This window comes from Nocardia canadensis, assembly GCF_032656385.1.
GTDB classification, from domain to species: domain Bacteria; phylum Actinomycetota; class Actinomycetes; order Mycobacteriales; family Mycobacteriaceae; genus Nocardia; species Nocardia canadensis.
In genome coordinates this window covers 1,438,598-1,454,763 of sequence record NZ_JAVCWB010000010.1, presented here as the reverse complement: position 1 = coordinate 1,454,763, position 16,166 = coordinate 1,438,598, and the positions used below count along the sequence as shown (strand labels likewise).

Below are 16,166 nucleotides of genomic sequence, written 5' to 3'. Positions count from 1 at the left end.
GAGGAACACGATGGGTTTCACGCGCAGGCAGCTCCTGCAATCCGGGCTCGGCGTCACCGCACTACTTCTGGTAGCCGCGTGCACGAGCGACGACGAGGCCGACGGGCCCGCGAAGCAGGGCGGCACGCTGCGGGTCGGCGCGCTCGGCACGACCGCCCGCGCCGAACGCGACCCGCACGCCAATCTCAGCAACGACAGCGACTTCCTGATCGCCTCGCTCGTCTACGACGCGCTGACCGTCCCCGGCGCCGACCCGACCGTCGCGCCGCGACTGGCTTCGCGCTGGGAGGCTTCCGCCGACAACCGGCGCTGGACCTTCACGATCGCCGAGGGCGCGAAGTTCCACAACGGCGCGCCCGTCACCGCCGACGACGTCGTGTGGTCGATGCGCAGGCTGCGTTCGGTCGGTGGCGCGTCGAAGATGCCGGTGGCCGAGAACGACATCGTCGCCGACGGGCCGAACCGCGTCGTGTTCACCGTCGCCGCGCCCAATGCCCAACTGCCGCTGCTGCTGCGGCTGATGACCTTCACCGTGCCGCAGGGCACCACCGACTTCGCCGCCGCGATCGGCACCGGCCCGTTCCGGCTCGAGTCCTACCAGGGCGGCAACGCCCGGCTGGTCCGCAACGAGCAGTGGCACGGCACCCCGCCGCTGCTCGACGCGATCGAGGTGACCATGTTCGACAGCGTCACCGCGCTGGGCAACGCCGCGCTGGCCGGGCAGATCGACCTCGCCTCCAATGTCGGCGCCATCGCGGGCCGCACCGCCGCGACCCGGGGCGACCTGCAGGTGGTCCGGCGCGCGAACGACACCATGCTCGGCGTGGCCATGCGCGCCGCCGACGGACCGTTCGCCGACGCGCGGGTGCGCACCGCGCTGCGTCTCGGCGTCGACCGGACCGCGCTGGTCAACCAGGTGCATTCCGGCTACGGCACCGTGGCAGGCGATGTCCTCGGCACCGCCGACCCGCTCTACGACGCCGCGCTCGCGCGCCGCGATCGGGATGTCGAGCGTGCCAAGACTCTGTTGCGCGAGGCGAACTTCGACACCGGCCGCAGCTACGCGTTCGTCACCAAGGCCGAGGTGCCGGGCGAGGTGGAGTCGGCGAAGGTGATCGCCGCCCAGCTCGCCGACATCGGTGTCCGGCTCGACGTGCAGGTGGTCGAACCCGCCGCCTTCTATGACACGACCTGGCTCAACGCCCCGCTGTACACGGTGTCGTGGGGGACCAACGATTCGGTGCTCTTCTTCGCCGACAAGCTGATGACCTCCACGACCAACCGCAACGAAACCGCGTTCCGCGACCCGGAATTCGATGCCGCGACCGCGAAGGCGCTGGCGTCCTCGGGCGCGGAGTTCACCAAGGCCTGCCATGACATCCAGCGCATCGAGTTCGAGCGCGGCGGCTATCTGGTGTGGGGCATGGCCGACGGCGTCGACATCGCCGCCGCACCGGTGCGCGGCCTGCCGACCCTCGGCGGCTTCGCTCGCGTGCAGCTGGAACGCGCCTGGCTGGCGTGACCGTCGTGCGGACCTTCGCCCTGCCGCTGCTCCGGCGGATCGCGCTGCTCGTGGCGCTGCTGGCCATCGTGTTCGTCGCGGTGGACCTGCTGCCCGGCAGCGCGGCCCGGTCGGCGCTGGGCCGCGATGCCGGGCAGGGCGAGCTGGCCGCGAAGGAACACGAACTCGGCCTGGATCGCGCGCTGCCGGTGCAGTTCTGGCACTGGCTCACCGGCGTGCTGACCGGTGACTTCGGGCAGACCGCGCGCGGCACCTCGGTCGGGGATCTGCTGGCCGACAAGTTCCCGCAGACGCTGCTGCTCGGTGGCATCGCGCTGGCGCTCACCGTCACGGTGTCGCTGGCGCTGGGCTGCTGGTGGGCGCTGCGACCGACCGCGTTCGGGGCGCGGCTGCTGCAACCGGCCAGCACCGTCGCCGTCGCCGTGCCCGAATTCGTCTGCGGCACACTGCTGATCCTGGTGTTCTCACTGGCCACCGGCTGGCTGCCCGCCGTCACCATCACCGATCGTTCGGGGTTCCCCGCCGGACCGGAGATGCTGATCCTGCCGGTGCTGGCGCTGGCGATACCGCAGATCGGCTGGAACGCCCGCGTCGTGCGCTCGGCGCTGCTCGATGTCGCCACGGCGCCCCACGTGGAGAACGCCGTGCTGGAGGGCCTTGCGCCGCGCACCGTGCTGCTGCGGCACATGCTGCCCTTCGCGGCTCCCGCCATCGTCGCCGGCTACGCCACCTCCGTCGGCATGCTCTTCGGCGGCGCGCTGGTCGTGGAGACCCTGTTCAACTATCCCGGCGTCGGTGCGGTCCTCGCCGGTTCGGTCGCCGACCGCGACACCGCGACCGTCGCCGCGGTCGTCGCCCTCACGGCCATCGTGATCATGATGCTGCTCGCTGTCGCCGACTTCGTGCGCACCTGGGCGTCGGGCGGCACGCGATGAGCCACGGGGAGCGAATGTTTCGGCCACCACGCCTCGTGGTGGTGCGCGAACCACAGGAGGCGCCGGTGAACCGCGGCGAACGCGAGATCCCGCACCGTGGCAGTCCTCGAGCGCAGGAGGTGTGGTGAGTTCTCGCGAGCAAGATTCCGGGTCGGGCGATGCGCGGCCGGTGCCCACGCCGCGTGGGTCCCGATGGTGGCGGTGGTCGGCGGCGGCCGGGGTGGGGCTGGTGGTGCTCGTCGCGGTGGTGGGACCACTGCTCGCGCCCTACCCGGCGGAGCGAGCGGTGGGGATGCCGTTCGCTCCGCCGGGTGGGGGAGCGGTGCTCGGGACCGATCGGCTCGGACGGGATGTGCTCAGCCATCTGCTCACCGGCGGCACCGAGCTGCTGGTGGTCGCGGCGGTGATCGCGGGTGCGGTGACCGTGCTGTCCGCGGTGCTCGGCGCGATCGCCGCGGTCCGGCCCCGCGCGGGTGCGGTGATCGAGCTCGGCGGCGATCTGGTGATCCTGTTGCCCGCGGTGCTGGGCATCCTGCTCGTCCTCACCGCGTGGCCGCAGGGCGGCGTGGCCGCGCTGATCGGGGTCTCGCTGCTCTTCGGCGTCCCGTACTGCGCCCGGATCTTCGCCGCCGCGGCGGCCACCATCGCGGCCGGTGGCTATGTGGAGGCCGCGATCGCCAGCGGAGAGTCGCTGTCACACCTGGTCTTCCGCGAAATCCTGCCCAATCTGCGCTCGGTCCTCACCACCCAGCTCGGCCTGCGCTTCGTCGTCGCCATCTACCTCGTCAGCACCGTCTCCTTCCTCGGCCTGCCCGCCCTCGACGCCGACAACTGGGCGAACATGGTGCGCGACAACGCCTCCGGACTGTTGCTCAACCCCTGGGCGGTGCTCGCGCCCAGCGCGGCCATCGCCGTCGTCGCGGTCGGGGTGAACCTGGTGGTCACGGGTGGGGGAGCGCGCAAACCCGGCCACCGGACCGCGATCGGTGCGCAGGTGAGCCGTACGTCCCCCGATTCCGCGGACCGCGCGTCGGGACAGCGGCGTGGAGGGGGTCAGGAGTGTGGGATCTCGGTGGTCGACGCCGGGAACGCCGCGGTCGTCGAGGGGCTGACGGTGATCGCCGAGACCGGTGCGATCCTGCTGGCGCCGTTGTCCTTCCGGCTGGAGGCCGGGACGGTGACCGCGCTGACCGGGCCGTCGGGTGCGGGCAAGTCGACCGCGATGCGCGCGCTGCTCGGTCATCTTCCCGCCGGTGCCAGGCAGGAAGGGGCGGTGCTGGTCGCCGGGCACGACGTGTTCACGCTCGATTCCGGTGCGCTGCGGAAGTTCCGGCGCACGCGCGTCGCCTACGTCGGCCAAGATCCCGGTTCCGAACTGAACCCGCTCCTGCGCGTGCGCGCCCTGCTCGCCGAGGCCGCGCCCACCGCCACCGACGCCGAGCGCCGCGCCGCCCTCGAACTCGTCGGCCTCGACGCCACCCACCTGCGCCGCCGCTGCGCCCGCCTGTCCGGGGGCCAGCAACGCCGGGTCGCACTCGCCCGCGCCCTGCTGCGCAAACCCCAGGTCCTCGTCCTCGACGAACCTCTCGCCGGCCTGCACGGCGCCCTTCGCACCGACATCGCCCGCCTCATCGCCGATCTGGCCGCCCGTGCGTCCACCGCCGTCCTGCTGTCCGGCCATGACACGACCACCGTGCACGCCATCGCCGACACCGTGGTCGAGGTGCACCCGCCGGGGGGTGGGCCAGTCCTCGACGGCACGTCGCCGGTCGACACGGCACCCGGGCACCACGGCAACCCGGCAGCTGATCGGGTGAGCCGCTCCGGGCGCAGCCCCGCACCCGTGGCCGTCGCCGCGTCGGCAGGCCAGGACTCGTCGCCGGACGTTCCCGGCGACGCCGACCTCGCTGTGGCCGGGGTCGACCGCGTCGAGGCACCACAGGAGCCCGTGCTCTCGGGCGTAGGGTCCGGCGGTGCGCCGGTGTCGCGGTACCGGGGGCTGGAACCGATCGAGCGCCCGAGGGCGGATCAGCCCGGTCCGTCAGGGTCCGCCGGCGTCGGTCGGGTGACCGCCGTAGCGGCCGCGGGAACCGAGCCGCCGACCCTGCGCGTCGAGGGAATCGGCGCGGTCGCCGACGGACATCAGATCCTCGCCGGTGTCGACTTCACCGTCCGCGCCGGGGAAGCGCTCGCGGTGGTCGGTCCGTCGGGTGCGGGCAAGACGACACTCGCCCGGGTGATCGCGGGACTGCACGTGGGTGCGGGCTCGCTCGAAGTGGCCGGAGCCCGCGTCACCGTCGATCGCCGCCGCCGAATCACGGCGGCTCCCCGGGGTATTCAACTGGTTACCCAGAACCCGCTCGCGGCACTGAATCCCCGCCGCACGGTCGAACAGACCCTCGCGCGTCCGCTGCGCCGGATCGCCCGGGTGCCGAAGACGCAGCTGCGCGGCCGCGTCGAATGCCTGCTCACCGCGGTCGAACTCCCCACCGAGCTGGCCGCCCGACATCCGCACGAACTCTCCGGCGGACAACGTCAACGCGTCGCCCTGGCCCGTGCCCTGGCCGCCGACCCGGCCGTCCTGATCTGCGACGAGATCACCACCGCCCTGGACGGCGCCACCGCCGCCGCGATCATGACCCTGCTCGACCACCTGCGGGCCGCGCGCGGCACCGCCCTCGTGCTGATCAGCCACGACATGGCGCTGATCACCACGCACTGCACCGAACTCGTCGTGCTCGACCACGGCCGGGTCGTCGAATCCGGCACCCCAGCCGCCGTTTTCGCTGATCCGGCCCACCCCGCGACCGCGGCACTGCTGGGCTGAACCGCTCGCGAGCAGGCGTTTTCGCGCGGGAGGGTGCGACGAGTCGGTCCCACCGCACTCTGAGAAGTCGCTGTGAGAGGTGCCAGAGGTGTCGGTGACCTGGATGATGGGTGGGGTGTCTGTGCAGAAAGTCGGCGTGCTCGCCGCCGTGGCGGTGACCGCGCTGCTCGCGGGGTGTAGCTCGCTCGCGTCGATTCCCGGTGACATGCCGCCCGGTCCCGGTGCCGCGCTGCCCGCGATCGACGTCGACGCGCCGGGGCGGGCGGCCGAACAGTTGCGTGGCTGGGCCGACGAGCAGTCGGGGTCGGTCGGGATCGAGCCGGTGGCGCTGGAGGCCTACGGGTACGCGGCGGCGGTGCTGGCCCGGTCCAAGCCCGAATGCGGGATCGCCTGGACCACGCTGGCCGGGATCGCCAGCGTCGAGAGCGGGCACGGCACACACCGCGGCGCCGGCGTCGACGCCGACGGGACGGTGCGTCCGGCGATCATCGGGGTCGCCCTGGACGGCACCAGGGGCAATGCCGACATCCGCGACACCGACGGCGGCACCCTCGACGGCGACACCACCTACGACCGGGCGGTCGGTCCGTTGCAGTTCATCCCCGAGACGTGGCGGCGCTGGGGTGTCGACGCCAACGGCGACGGGGTCATCGACCCCCAGAACATCGACGACGCGGCCCTCACCGCCGCGCGGTACCTGTGTGTCCGCGGCGGCGACCTGACCTCGGCCGACGGCTGGCAGCGCGCCCTGTTCGCCTACAACCAGTCGAACAAGTACATGCGGGTCGTGCGCGACCGGGCCGCGACCTACAGCATCGGCCGCCGCGTGTAGTTACCGGCCGGCCGGAGTGCCGGTTACTCCACGTCACGCCGAGACGATAGGCTCGGCACCGCACGGACCATCCCGTGAGACCTACCGTGCCTTTCAGTCGTAAGGAGTCGTTTTCGTGGCCATCATCGAACAGGTCGGAGCGCGCGAGATTCTGGATTCGCGCGGCAATCCCACTGTCGAGGTCGAGATCGCCCTCGACGACGGCACCCTGACCAGGGCGGACGTTCCGTCCGGCGCGTCCACCGGTGAGCACGAGGCCGTCGAACTGCGTGACGGCGGCGACCGCTACAACGGCAAGGGTGTCACCAAGGCCGTCGAGGGCGTCCTCGACGAGATCGCGCCCGCCATCATCGGCCTCGACGCCGTCGAGCAGCGCACCGTCGACCAGGTCCTGCTGGATCTGGACGGCACCCCCGACAAGTCCCGTCTCGGCGCGAACGCCCTGCTCGGCGTCTCGCTGGCCGTGGCCCGCGGCGCGGCCGAGTCCTCGGGCCTGGAGCTGTTCCGCTACCTGGGCGGCCCGAACGCCCACGTGCTGCCCGTGCCCATGATGAACATCCTCAACGGTGGCGCGCACGCCGACACCGGCGTCGATGTCCAGGAGTTCATGGTCGCCCCGATCGGCGCCCCCACCTTCCGTGAGGCGCTGCGCTGGGGCACCGAGGTCTACCACTCGCTCAAGGCCGTGCTCAAGGAGAAGGGCCTGTCCACCGGTCTCGGTGACGAGGGTGGCTTCGCCCCCGACGTCGCGGGCACCGTGGAGGCGCTGGACCTGATCAGCCTGGCCATCCAGCGCGCGGGCTACAAGCTCGGCACCGACGTCGCGCTCGCGCTCGACGTGGCCGCCACCGAGTTCTACACCCCCGGCGAGGGCTACAAGTTCGAGGGCAAGGTCCGCACCGCCGCCGAGATGGGCGAGTTCTACACCGACCTGCTCACCCGCTACCCGCTGGTCTCCATCGAGGACCCGCTGTCGGAAGACGACTGGGACGGCTGGGTCGCGCTGACCGACTCGATCGGCGACAAGGTGCAGCTGGTCGGCGACGACCTGTTCGTCACCAACCCGGAGCGCCTGGAAGAGGGCATCGCCAAGGGCGCGGCCAACGCGCTGCTGGTGAAGGTCAACCAGATCGGCACCCTGACCGAGACCCTCGACGCCGTCGAGCTGGCGCACCGCAACGGCTACAAGACCATGATGTCGCACCGTTCGGGCGAGACCGAGGACACCACCATCGCCGACCTCGCGGTCGCGGTGGGCTCGGGCCAGATCAAGACCGGCGCCCCCGCCCGTTCCGAGCGGGTCGCCAAGTACAACCAGCTGCTGCGCATCGAGGACGCCCTCGGCGACTCGGCACGCTACGCGGGTGACGTGGCCTTCCCGCGGTTCACCGGCGAGTTCTGAGCAGTAGCAGTACCGCAAGACAGGCAGTGAGATGACGGGGCGGTAGCGAATGACCGAGCGACGTGCGCGTGGAACCAGTCCGGGTGGACGAGGCGACCGCCGCACGTCGCGGGCCGCTCGCTCCCGCCCCAGTCATCTCGACGCCCCCGGCCGCCCCGCCGCGGCCAAACGCACCACCCGGCGCCGCCCCGAGTCCGCTACCGGCGCGACGACGGGCAAGCGCAAGCCCACCGGCAAGCTCGAGCGCAGCGAGCACACCATCCTCGGTCTCTCGACCGGCAAGGCGGTGATCCTCGCGGCCGTGCTGTGCGGGCTGGCGCTGACCCTGGCCGTGCCGACCCGCACCTACTTCAGTCAGCGGGCCGAGGCGGCCGCGCTGGCCCAGCAGCGCGCGGAACTCGACGCCGATCTGGCCGCCCTGCGTGACCGCCGGGCCCAGCAGCAGGACCCGGCCTACATCCGCTCCGAGGCCCGCGACCGGTTGCGCCTGGTGATGCCCGGCGAAACCCCCTACATCGTGCAGATTCCCGGCATCGAAGCACCGGCGCCGCCGCCGATGAGCACCCGCACAGCGGCGCCCGACCCCTGGTACACCGACCTGTGGCGCAGCATCTCCGAACCGGCCCCGGAAGGACCAAGGTGACCGCACCGAACGAGCGCGACCTCGAGATCATCGCCCAGCAGCTGGGCCGCGAGCCGCGCGGTGTCCTCGCCGTCGCCTACCGCACTCCCGACGGCCTGCCCGCCGTGGTGAAGACCGCGCCGCGACTGCCCGACGGCACCCCGTTCCCCACCCTCTACTACCTGACCGACCCCCGGCTGACCGCCGAAGCGAGCAGGCAGGAGTCGGCCGGGGTGATGCGCGAGATGACCGAACGCCTCGCCGCCGATCCCGAGCTGGCCGCGGCCTACCGCGCCGCGCACGAAAGCTACCTGGCCGAACGCGACGAGATCGAGTCGCTCGGCACCGATTTCACCGGTGGCGGCATGCCCGACCGGGTGAAGTGCCTGCACGTGCTGATCGCGCACTCGCTGGCCAAGGGCCCCGGCGTGAACCCCTTCGGCGACGAGGCCGTCGCCCTGGCCGCCGACGCGGGCCTGCGCGGCACCGCCATTCCCGCCGACTGGCCCGCCGCACGCACGCCCGAAGAATCGGCATAATCGCGGACAGCGCGTGGCGCCGGTATCGCACCGGCGCCGGGCGACCGGCCCGACCAGGAGGAACCTCATGACCGAGCGCATCGCCGCGGTGGACTGCGGCACCAACTCGATTCGCCTGCTGATCTCCGAGGTCGGCGCCGACGGCAGCCTCACCGACGTGCACCGCGAGATGCGCATCGTGCGGCTCGGCCAGGGTGTCGACGCGACCGGCCGGCTCGCGCCCGAGGCGATCGAGCGCACCCGCGTCGCGCTGGCCGACTACGTCGATGTGATGCTCGCCCAGGGTGTTTCGCGGGTCCGCATGGTCGCTACCTCCGCCACCCGCGACGCCGCCAACCGGGACGACTTCTTCGACATGACCCGCACCGAACTGGGCCGGGTCGTGCCGGGCGCGGTCGCCGAGGTGATCACCGGCGACGAGGAGGCCCGGCTGTCCTTCGCGGGCGCGGTCGGCGAATTGTCCGCCGACGCCGGGCCTTTCGTGGTGGTCGACCTCGGCGGCGGCTCGACCGAACTGGTCGTCGGCGACGGTGACGGCGTGCAGGCGGCCTACTCCGCCGACATCGGCTGCGTGCGGATCACCGAGCGCTGTCTGGCGGGCAACCCGCCGACGGCCGAGCAGGTCGCCGCGGCCCGGGAATTCGCGCAGACCAAGCTGGACGAGGCGTTCGCCGAGGTCCCGGTCGACCGGGTGCACACCTGGGTCGGCGTCGCGGGCACCATGACCACCATCACCGCCGTCGCCCTGGACCTGCCCGAATACGATTCGACCCGGGTCCACCTGACCCGGCTGAGCCTGGCCGAGGTCCACGACGTCTGCGACCGGCTGATCGGCATGGACCACGACCAGCGCGCGGCGTTGGGCCCGATGCACCCCGGCCGGGTCGACGTCATCGGCGGCGGCGCGGTCATCACCGAGGTGCTGGCCGACGAACTGGCCCGGCGCGCCGGGGTTTCCGAACTGGTCGTCAGCGAACACGACATCCTCGACGGCATCGCCATGTCGATCCTCGCCTGAGCCGGGCACACCGGGGCACGACCTGACGCGAGCTGTTCTCCGCCGCGCTGTCGGTGTGCCGCCGACTAAACGACAGCGCCGCGCACCGGAACGTTCTCCGGCGCGCGGCGACCCAGCGGGTGTCGGATCAGGGCAGCACCTGCGGGATGACGTCGGGCGCCACGGCACCGACGGCCGCGCCGATGAGCGCACCGACCAGGGCGTTGGGCAGGCCGATCAGCCCGACGCACGGCAGGTACAGGATCATGGTCGTGATCATCGGCACGCACACCACCGCGGCGGCGATCAGGCCGACGCCCGCGCCGATCGCGGCGGCGTTGTGCACCGGATCGGAGTACTGCGCGGCCGGATTGGTGGCGATGGTCTTCAGCTCGGTGGCCGCGCCCTGGGACACCTGCGGCGTCGCCTTCAGGGTGCGCCCGTCGGCGGAGATCTCGGTGGCCACGGTGATGGTGTTGCCGCCGACGGTGCCGAAACTGGTCGGCACCTGCGCGATCGGGCTGCCGGTCGCCGATTCGACCGTCAGCGTGCCGTCCTGGCCGAGGACGAATCGCCCGTCGTCGACGGTCGCCGACACGGTCCGCATGTCCGGCGTGACTTCCGTGCGGTAGCCGATGCCCTCGGCCTGCCCCTGCGAGGCCAGGCCCTGGACGAACCGGGCCTGCTGATCGGCATCGACATCGGCCGAGGCCACCCCGGCGCACGCGACGGCGACGGCGAACGGCAGCGCGCCGGCGAGCAGACGCCGGCCGAGGCCGGAACTCGAGTTCTGGAACATATCGGAGAAACTCCCTCTTCCGAATTCGCCCGAAGAAATCGGCCCCCGGTGAATCCGAAATATCGTGGTCGATGAACACAGATGATTCGGATTGCCCTGCCGCCTTGGATGGAATTCCTGCCCGCTCTATTCATCCCGGGCGTGGCGCGGAGTGGTCAGCGCGGACGCGGCCGGACCGGCGCGCGATAGCGCGGGCGCGACACCCGCTCGGGGCGGGGCGGCGGACCGAGGGCGGAGACCAATTCCCGGCGCCGCTGCGGCTCGATGAACCGCGGGTCGCGATAGGTGAGCGCGCCCTCCATCGCCCAGAGCATTTCCAGATTCAGGCCGCGCACGTCCGCCGCGCGCAATCGCCGATAGGTTTCCACCGCGCCGAGTTCGGCGAGTTCGTCGAGCGAATGCACGTCGGCGTGCGCGAGCATCGCCGCCGCCGCGTCGCCGAGTTCGGCACCGCGTCCGCGATAGACGCGAATGCGCACATGAGCGTCGCCTCGGACGATTTCGGCCGTGCGCCACACGGCGGCGCGCAACTCGTCGGGGGAGGACGGTATTTCGCCGCCGGCGAGAACCCGAGCCCGCGCCCGCCGGGCGATACCGACCATCGGGCGAAATGCCCGGAAGATCTGGATCTCGCCGTCGTGGCCGCGCCGCCATTCGTCCAGATACACGTGATCGCTCCCGAATCCGGCGGAGTCGAGCCGCGCCGCGGCCAGCGCCCACCGGCGGCAATCGTCGGGCGTGCGCGCGCTCAGCACGAGCATCCCGCGGCGGCGCGTGATCTCGCCGCCTGCCCATCTATACCGCTGCTGTGCCCAGCGCTCCATCGCTCGCGGCTCCATCGTCCGATCAAGTCCGAAGGTCCGCCAGCGCACCGTCCCCGTCGAAGCGGCCGCGTGCCCCCGCTGTCGCAGGGCGGTGAGGGACTGATCGTCGAGGTGGGTGTGCCAGCCCGGCACCAGCACGAGGGGATCGGCCGGGTCGGCGTCGAACGGCGTCGGCACCAGGAACTCCCGGTCGAGCAGGATCACCGTCCCCGGGCGGGATTGATACGACAGCCCCCACAGCAGCCGGGCCAGCAGCTTCGCGCCGTGATCGTCCGACAGCACATGCCATGTCTCGTGGAACCGATTGGTGCTGAACCGGGCACGCGTACCCGGTCGCGGCACGATCACCGTCCGCACGCCACGACCTCCCCGCACCGCGTACCGGTGCAGTTTCAACCCGTCCCCGATATCCCGGGCGTTCCCCGGTCGTTGTCGTTTCATCCCTCCAAGGAGGCCACATCGCCGGGCGGGCGGGCAATCGCTTTTCCGCCCGCCCTCGGCGTCCTGGCGCCGCCGGAAACCGATGTTAGACATATGGTGGAAGATGTCTTACCGTGGAGGCATGAGTTCAACGACGTCTCATGCGGTCGGGTTCGAGTTGCGGTCCGGGGAAACCTGGCGCGATCCCTGGTCCATGTACTCCGCGCTGCGTGACCAGGACCCGGTTCACCGGGTGATTCCCGAGGGGCGGGAAGCCGACGACTTCTACGTGCTGTCCCGCCATGCCGACGTCTGGGCTGCCGCCAAGGAGCCCGAAACCTTTTCCTCCGCAGCGGGATTGACCGTCGACTACGTGGACCTGGCGGCCGCGGGGTTCGGCGCCGTCAAGCCGTTCGTCTTCATGGACCCGCCCGAGCACACCGACTTCCGTCGCCGGGTCGCGCCAGGATTCACCCCGCGCCAGGTGAATTCGGTGGAACCGGCGGTGCGGCGGTTCGTCGTCGAGCGGATCGAGCGGCTGCGCGCGGCGGGGGCGGGTGACATCGTCGAGCAGCTGTTCAAGCCGCTGCCCACCATGGTCGTCGCGCACTATCTCGGTGTGCCGGAACAGGATCACGGCAAGTTCGACGAGTGGACCGAGAACATCGTCGGCGGCGCGGTCGCCGGGGCCGGGCTGGCCGCGGGAGACCAGAACGCCTTCACCGCGGTCGGTGAGCTGGTCGGCTACTTCTCCGAACTGATCGCCCGCCGCCGGGTCGAACCGGGCGACGACACCATCTCGCACCTGTTGGCCTCCGGCCTCGGTGCCGACGGCGACAACGAGGGCCTGATCGCGATTCTCGGCTTCGCCTTCACCATGATCACCGGCGGCAACGACACCACCACCGGCAACCTGGGCGGCGCGGTCCAGCTCCTCACCGCCTACCCCGACCAGCGCCGACTGCTCGTCGAGGACCCGTCGCTCATCCCCGACGCCATCGAGGAATTCCTGCGGATGACCTCGCCGGTGCAGGGCCTGGCCCGCACCACCACCCGCGACGTCGAACTGCACGACACCACCATCCCCGCCGGCAGGCGCGTGCTGCTGCTCTACGGCTCGGCCAACCGCGACGAGCGCGAGTTCGGCGCGACCGCCGCCGAACTCGACATCCGGCGCAACCCCAAGCGCATCCTCACCTTCAGCCACGGGCATCACCACTGCCTCGGCGCGGCCGCCGCCCGGATGCAGGCGCGCGTCGCGCTCGAGGAGCTGCTGGCCCGCTGCCCCGACTTCACCGTCGACCTCGACGGCGTGCGCTGGTCGCAGGGCAACTACGTGCGCTGGCCGGTCGCGGTGCCGTTCCGGGCCGTGGCATGAGCGGCGACTGGCTGGCCACCGACCGCGCCGACCTGGCCGCCGAGCGCATTCTCGACGCGGCCGCCGAACTGTTCGCCGAACGAGGGGTGGCCGCGGTCGGCATGCGCGATATCGCCGCGGCGGCCGGGTGCTCGCGAGCCACGCTGTATCGCTACTTCGACAATCGCCAGGCCGTGCGGATCGCGTTCGTGCACCGCGAGACCCGGCGCATCGTCGCCGGGCTCACCGATCAGGTCCGTGACATCGCCGACCCGGGGGAGCGGATCGTCGCCGCGATGCTCGGCGCGATCGCCGCGGTGCGCGCCGACCCGCTGCTCATCGCCTGGTTCCGCCCCGGCGATTCCGGCACGGCCGGTCGGATCAGCCAGGACTCCGACGTCATCGAGTCCCTGGCCGCGACCATCTTCGCCGACATCGACCTGAGCGATCCCGAACGCAGCAGGCTGGCCCGCTGGCTGACCCGCGTCATCGTCTCGTTCCTGGCCACTCCCGGCCGCGACGACGCCGACGAACGCGCGATGCTGCGGGAGTACGTCGCCCCGATCATCACCCGCGCCGCCCCGACCCTGACCGACCACTGAATCACCGGCCGGGGCCGATCACCCGCGCTTGTCCGCGAGGTGGGCGACGCGCGGCTCCGGCATCGCGCACACCATGCCGTCGGCCATGCCGGTCGGCTGCACCCCGAGGCCCTGGTTGAGCCGCGCCCGCTGATTCTCCCACGCGATGGTCGCGGCCAGCTCGGTCAGCTGGGCCTTGGACAGGTGGGTGAGCAGGGTGGTGCGCAGCTCCTCGAGGTCGACCGCCGGCGTCGCCGTCATCGCCTCGGCGAACGCGATGACCAGCTTCTCCAGCTCGGTGTAGGCGTCGCTGGTCCGGTAGCGTGGCAGCTCGGTGATCTGTTCCCGCGTCAGTCCGGAGGTGTGCGCCAGCGCCGACCCGATGTCGAGGCAGAACTGGCAGGCGACCAGTCCCGCCGTCTTGAGCTCGGCGAGTTCTTTGAGCCGGGGATCGAGCTTGTTGCTGAAGAGCAAGGCCGTCTCATAGGCCATGGTCGCCGCCCCGATCTGCGGCCGGCGTCCCAGCCATCCGGCCAGATCGCCGCGATGACGTCGCGCCTGTCCGATCACGGTCGCGTATCCCCTGATCCGTTCGACCACTCGCATCGTTCACACCCCTTCGTGTCGACGATTCCCCTGCCTCCGAACCTACGCCCCCGAGTCGACTAGAACGTGTTCTATATTCGAGTCAAAGTTCCGGCTATCCCTCGGGAGTCCAGAGATGTACCAGTGGTCCGACGAAGACCTGATGTTCCGCGACGCCGTGCGCGGGTTCATCGCCAAGGAGATCACCCCGCACGTCGACCAGCTGGAGAGCGGCGCGCTGCCGCCGTTCGACATCATCCGCAAGCTCTACGCCACCTTCGGGCTGGACGAGATGGCGCGCGAGGGGCTGGAGAAGGCGCTCGCCCGTGAGGAGTCCGGCACCACCGGTGCGGGCAAGTCGGGCGGCGGTTTCAGCGGCGCGGGCAGCATGGGCGTCATCCTCAACAGCGAGCTGGCCGGGGTCAGCCTGGGCCTGGTGGCGTCCATGGGGGTGAGCCTCGGCCTCACCGCGGGCACCATCCGCAGCCGCGGCACCCTCGCGCAGAAGAAGCGCTGGCTGCCCGAGCTGGTCACCATGGCCAAGGTCGGCGCCTGGGCCATCACCGAGCCGGACTCGGGCTCCGACGCCTTCGGCGGGATGAAATCCTATGTCCGCCGCGACGGCGCGGACTACATCCTCAACGGCCGCAAGACGTTCATCACCAACGGCCCGTACGCCGACGTCACCGTCGTCTACGCCAAGCTGGACGAAGGCGACGGCACCGACCGCCGCGACCGCAAGGTGCTCGCGTTCGTGCTGGACAAGGACATGCCCGGCTTCGTGCAGAGCCCGCCGTTCAAGAAGATGGGCATGAACTCCTCGCCCACCGGCGAACTGTTCTTCGAGAACGTCCGCATCACCCCCGACCGGCTGCTCGGCGAAACCGAGAACCCCGCCAAGGGCGACGGAAAGGACAGTGCCAAGGAGTCTTTCGCGGCCGAACGCATCGGCATCGCGTCGCTGGCACTGGGCATCATCAACGAATGTCACCGACTGTGCGTCGATTACGCCAAGTCGCGCACGCTGTGGGGCAAGGAGATCGCGCAGTTCCAGCTCATCCAGCTCAAGCTGGCCGAGATGGAGATCGCGCGAATCAATGTGCAGAACATGGTCTTCAACGCCATCGAGCGCACCGCCGCCGGTGACAAGGTGACCCTCGCCGAAGCCTCGGCGATGAAGCTCTACTCCTCGCGCGCCGCCACCGAGGTGGCGATGGAGGCCGTGCAGCTGTTCGGCGGCAACGGCTACATGGCCGAGTACAAGGTCGAGCAGCTCGCCCGCGACGCCAAGTCGCTGATGATCTACGCGGGCAGCAACGAAATCCAGGTCACCCACATCGCGAAGGGGCTGGTCGCGGGGTAGAAACGGCGGGTCGGTCCGGTGGTCGCGCTCGTATACTACGAAGATGCGAAACCACCGGAATGCCCTCGCCGGCGCCGTGGTCGCCACCGCGATCGTCGCTCTCGCGCCCTCGACGTCGGCCACCCCGCCCTCGGGCGTGACTGTCGAACAACTGACCGAGGTCGATGTGAGCGGATTCGGTCCGTTCGCCGAACTGCCGAGCGTGTTCACCTTCCGGCGTATCACCATCGCGCCGGGCGGCACCCTCGGCTGGCACTATCACGACGGCACTGTGCTGGCCCTCGTGACCAGGGGCGAGGTGACGCGCTACGAGTCGGACTGCGTGCCGACGACGTACGCGGCGGGTCAGGGGCTGTCCGAGACCGTCGGCCCCGACCATGTCCACGTCGGCCGCAATCTCGGGACCGGGCCCGCCGAGCTGTACGTCGCCTACATCAACCGGGCGAACGAACCGCTCTTCGTCGACGCCGCGGCGCCGGACTGCGCGTAGCCGCGGGCCGAAACGGCCTCCGTAGACGCGGCGACCGGTCGACGCTCCAGCCTGTCCGCCGATTTCGCCGC

At 71.1% G+C, this 16,166-nt stretch carries 15 protein-coding genes; 12 read left to right on the top strand and 3 right to left on the bottom strand.

What is annotated here, in order from left to right; translation table 11 throughout:
• The first annotated feature begins 10 nt into the window (after positions 1-10).
• The 8 genes from Q7X29_RS30035 to Q7X29_RS30000 all read left to right on the top strand — a co-directional run bounded on the left by Q7X29_RS30035 (position 11) and on the right by Q7X29_RS30000 (position 9,697).
• Entirely contained in the window at positions 11-1,522 is a 1,512-nt protein-coding gene (locus Q7X29_RS30035) for an ABC transporter substrate-binding protein (protein ID WP_316576058.1), read from the top strand.
• A complete protein-coding gene (locus Q7X29_RS30030) occupies positions 1,519-2,457 on the top strand; it encodes an ABC transporter permease (RefSeq protein ID WP_316576057.1) in 939 nt (312 codons plus the stop codon). Before Q7X29_RS30035 ends, Q7X29_RS30030 begins: the two co-directional genes overlap by 4 nt.
• A 124-nt stretch (positions 2,458-2,581) precedes the next feature.
• A complete protein-coding gene (locus Q7X29_RS30025) occupies positions 2,582-5,284 on the top strand; it encodes an ABC transporter ATP-binding protein/permease (RefSeq protein WP_316576056.1) in 2,703 nt (900 codons plus the stop codon).
• 106 nt (positions 5,285-5,390) lie between these two features.
• A complete protein-coding gene (locus Q7X29_RS30020) occupies positions 5,391-6,116 on the top strand; it encodes a lytic transglycosylase domain-containing protein (RefSeq protein ID WP_316576366.1) in 726 nt (241 codons plus the stop codon).
• 115 nt (positions 6,117-6,231) lie between these two features.
• The gene (gene eno / locus Q7X29_RS30015) at positions 6,232-7,518 is read left to right on the top strand and encodes a phosphopyruvate hydratase (RefSeq protein WP_218719456.1); all 1,287 of its coding nucleotides are present in this window, start codon (positions 6,232-6,234) and stop codon (positions 7,516-7,518) included.
• Between the two features lie 49 nt (positions 7,519-7,567).
• Positions 7,568-8,161, top strand: a complete 594-nt coding sequence (locus Q7X29_RS30010; protein WP_316576055.1) for an FtsB family cell division protein — start codon at positions 7,568-7,570, stop codon at positions 8,159-8,161.
• Positions 8,158-8,679, top strand: coding sequence for a DUF501 domain-containing protein (locus tag Q7X29_RS30005; protein WP_218719458.1), 522 nt, complete (start codon positions 8,158-8,160; stop codon positions 8,677-8,679). The genes Q7X29_RS30010 and Q7X29_RS30005 overlap by 4 nt, the downstream gene beginning before the upstream one ends.
• Positions 8,680-8,746: 67 nt before the next feature.
• Complete coding sequence (locus tag Q7X29_RS30000; RefSeq protein WP_218719459.1) at positions 8,747-9,697, top strand: Ppx/GppA phosphatase family protein; 951 nt, start codon at positions 8,747-8,749, stop codon at positions 9,695-9,697.
• 127 nt (positions 9,698-9,824) lie between these two features.
• On the opposite strand, the gene Q7X29_RS29995 is transcribed toward Q7X29_RS30000, so the two are convergent.
• Positions 9,825-10,475, bottom strand: a complete 651-nt coding sequence (locus Q7X29_RS29995) for a hypothetical protein (RefSeq protein WP_218719460.1) — start codon at positions 10,473-10,475, stop codon at positions 9,825-9,827.
• Positions 10,476-10,630: 155 nt separating this feature from the next.
• Positions 10,631-11,656: a TfoX/Sxy family DNA transformation protein gene (locus Q7X29_RS29990; RefSeq protein WP_316576054.1), complete on the bottom strand. Its 1,026-nt coding sequence runs from the start codon at positions 11,654-11,656 to the stop codon at positions 10,631-10,633.
• A gap of 205 nt (positions 11,657-11,861) precedes the next feature.
• On the opposite strand from Q7X29_RS29990, the gene Q7X29_RS29985 reads away from it, so the two are divergent.
• Complete coding sequence (locus tag Q7X29_RS29985) at positions 11,862-13,097, top strand: cytochrome P450 (protein WP_218719462.1); 1,236 nt, start codon at positions 11,862-11,864, stop codon at positions 13,095-13,097.
• The gene (locus Q7X29_RS29980; protein ID WP_316576053.1) at positions 13,094-13,678 is read left to right on the top strand and encodes a TetR/AcrR family transcriptional regulator; all 585 of its coding nucleotides are present in this window, start codon (positions 13,094-13,096) and stop codon (positions 13,676-13,678) included. Before Q7X29_RS29985 ends, Q7X29_RS29980 begins: the two co-directional genes overlap by 4 nt.
• A gap of 18 nt (positions 13,679-13,696) precedes the next feature.
• Here the strand turns inward: Q7X29_RS29980 and Q7X29_RS29975 are convergent, their stop codons facing one another.
• Complete coding sequence (locus tag Q7X29_RS29975; protein WP_218719464.1) at positions 13,697-14,263, bottom strand: carboxymuconolactone decarboxylase family protein; 567 nt, start codon at positions 14,261-14,263, stop codon at positions 13,697-13,699.
• 115 nt (positions 14,264-14,378) lie between these two features.
• On the opposite strand from Q7X29_RS29975, the gene Q7X29_RS29970 reads away from it, so the two are divergent.
• Positions 14,379-15,605 (top strand): acyl-CoA dehydrogenase family protein, encoded by a 1,227-nt coding sequence (locus tag Q7X29_RS29970; RefSeq protein ID WP_218719465.1) that lies wholly within the window; start codon positions 14,379-14,381, stop codon positions 15,603-15,605.
• Positions 15,606-15,648: 43 nt separating this feature from the next.
• A complete protein-coding gene (locus Q7X29_RS29965; protein WP_316576052.1) occupies positions 15,649-16,095 on the top strand; it encodes a cupin domain-containing protein in 447 nt (148 codons plus the stop codon).
• Positions 16,096-16,166 lie beyond the last annotated feature (71 nt).

Coding starts and splice junctions, on each gene's coding strand:
- Q7X29_RS29980 (WP_316576053.1), top strand. CDS start 13,094: ATGAGCGGCGACTGGCTGGCCACCGACCGCGCCGACCTGGCCGCCGAG.
- Q7X29_RS30035 (WP_316576058.1), top strand. CDS start 11: ATGGGTTTCACGCGCAGGCAGCTCCTGCAATCCGGGCTCGGCGTCACC.
- Q7X29_RS29975 (WP_218719464.1), bottom strand. CDS start 14,263: ATGCGAGTGGTCGAACGGATCAGGGGATACGCGACCGTGATCGGACAG.
- Q7X29_RS30000 (WP_218719459.1), top strand. CDS start 8,747: ATGACCGAGCGCATCGCCGCGGTGGACTGCGGCACCAACTCGATTCGC.
- Q7X29_RS30020 (WP_316576366.1), top strand. CDS start 5,391: ATGGGTGGGGTGTCTGTGCAGAAAGTCGGCGTGCTCGCCGCCGTGGCG.
- Q7X29_RS29985 (WP_218719462.1), top strand. CDS start 11,862: ATGAGTTCAACGACGTCTCATGCGGTCGGGTTCGAGTTGCGGTCCGGG.
- Q7X29_RS30010 (WP_316576055.1), top strand. CDS start 7,568: ATGACCGAGCGACGTGCGCGTGGAACCAGTCCGGGTGGACGAGGCGAC.
- Q7X29_RS29970 (WP_218719465.1), top strand. CDS start 14,379: ATGTACCAGTGGTCCGACGAAGACCTGATGTTCCGCGACGCCGTGCGC.
- Q7X29_RS29965 (WP_316576052.1), top strand. CDS start 15,649: ATGCGAAACCACCGGAATGCCCTCGCCGGCGCCGTGGTCGCCACCGCG.
- Q7X29_RS29995 (WP_218719460.1), bottom strand. CDS start 10,475: ATGTTCCAGAACTCGAGTTCCGGCCTCGGCCGGCGTCTGCTCGCCGGC.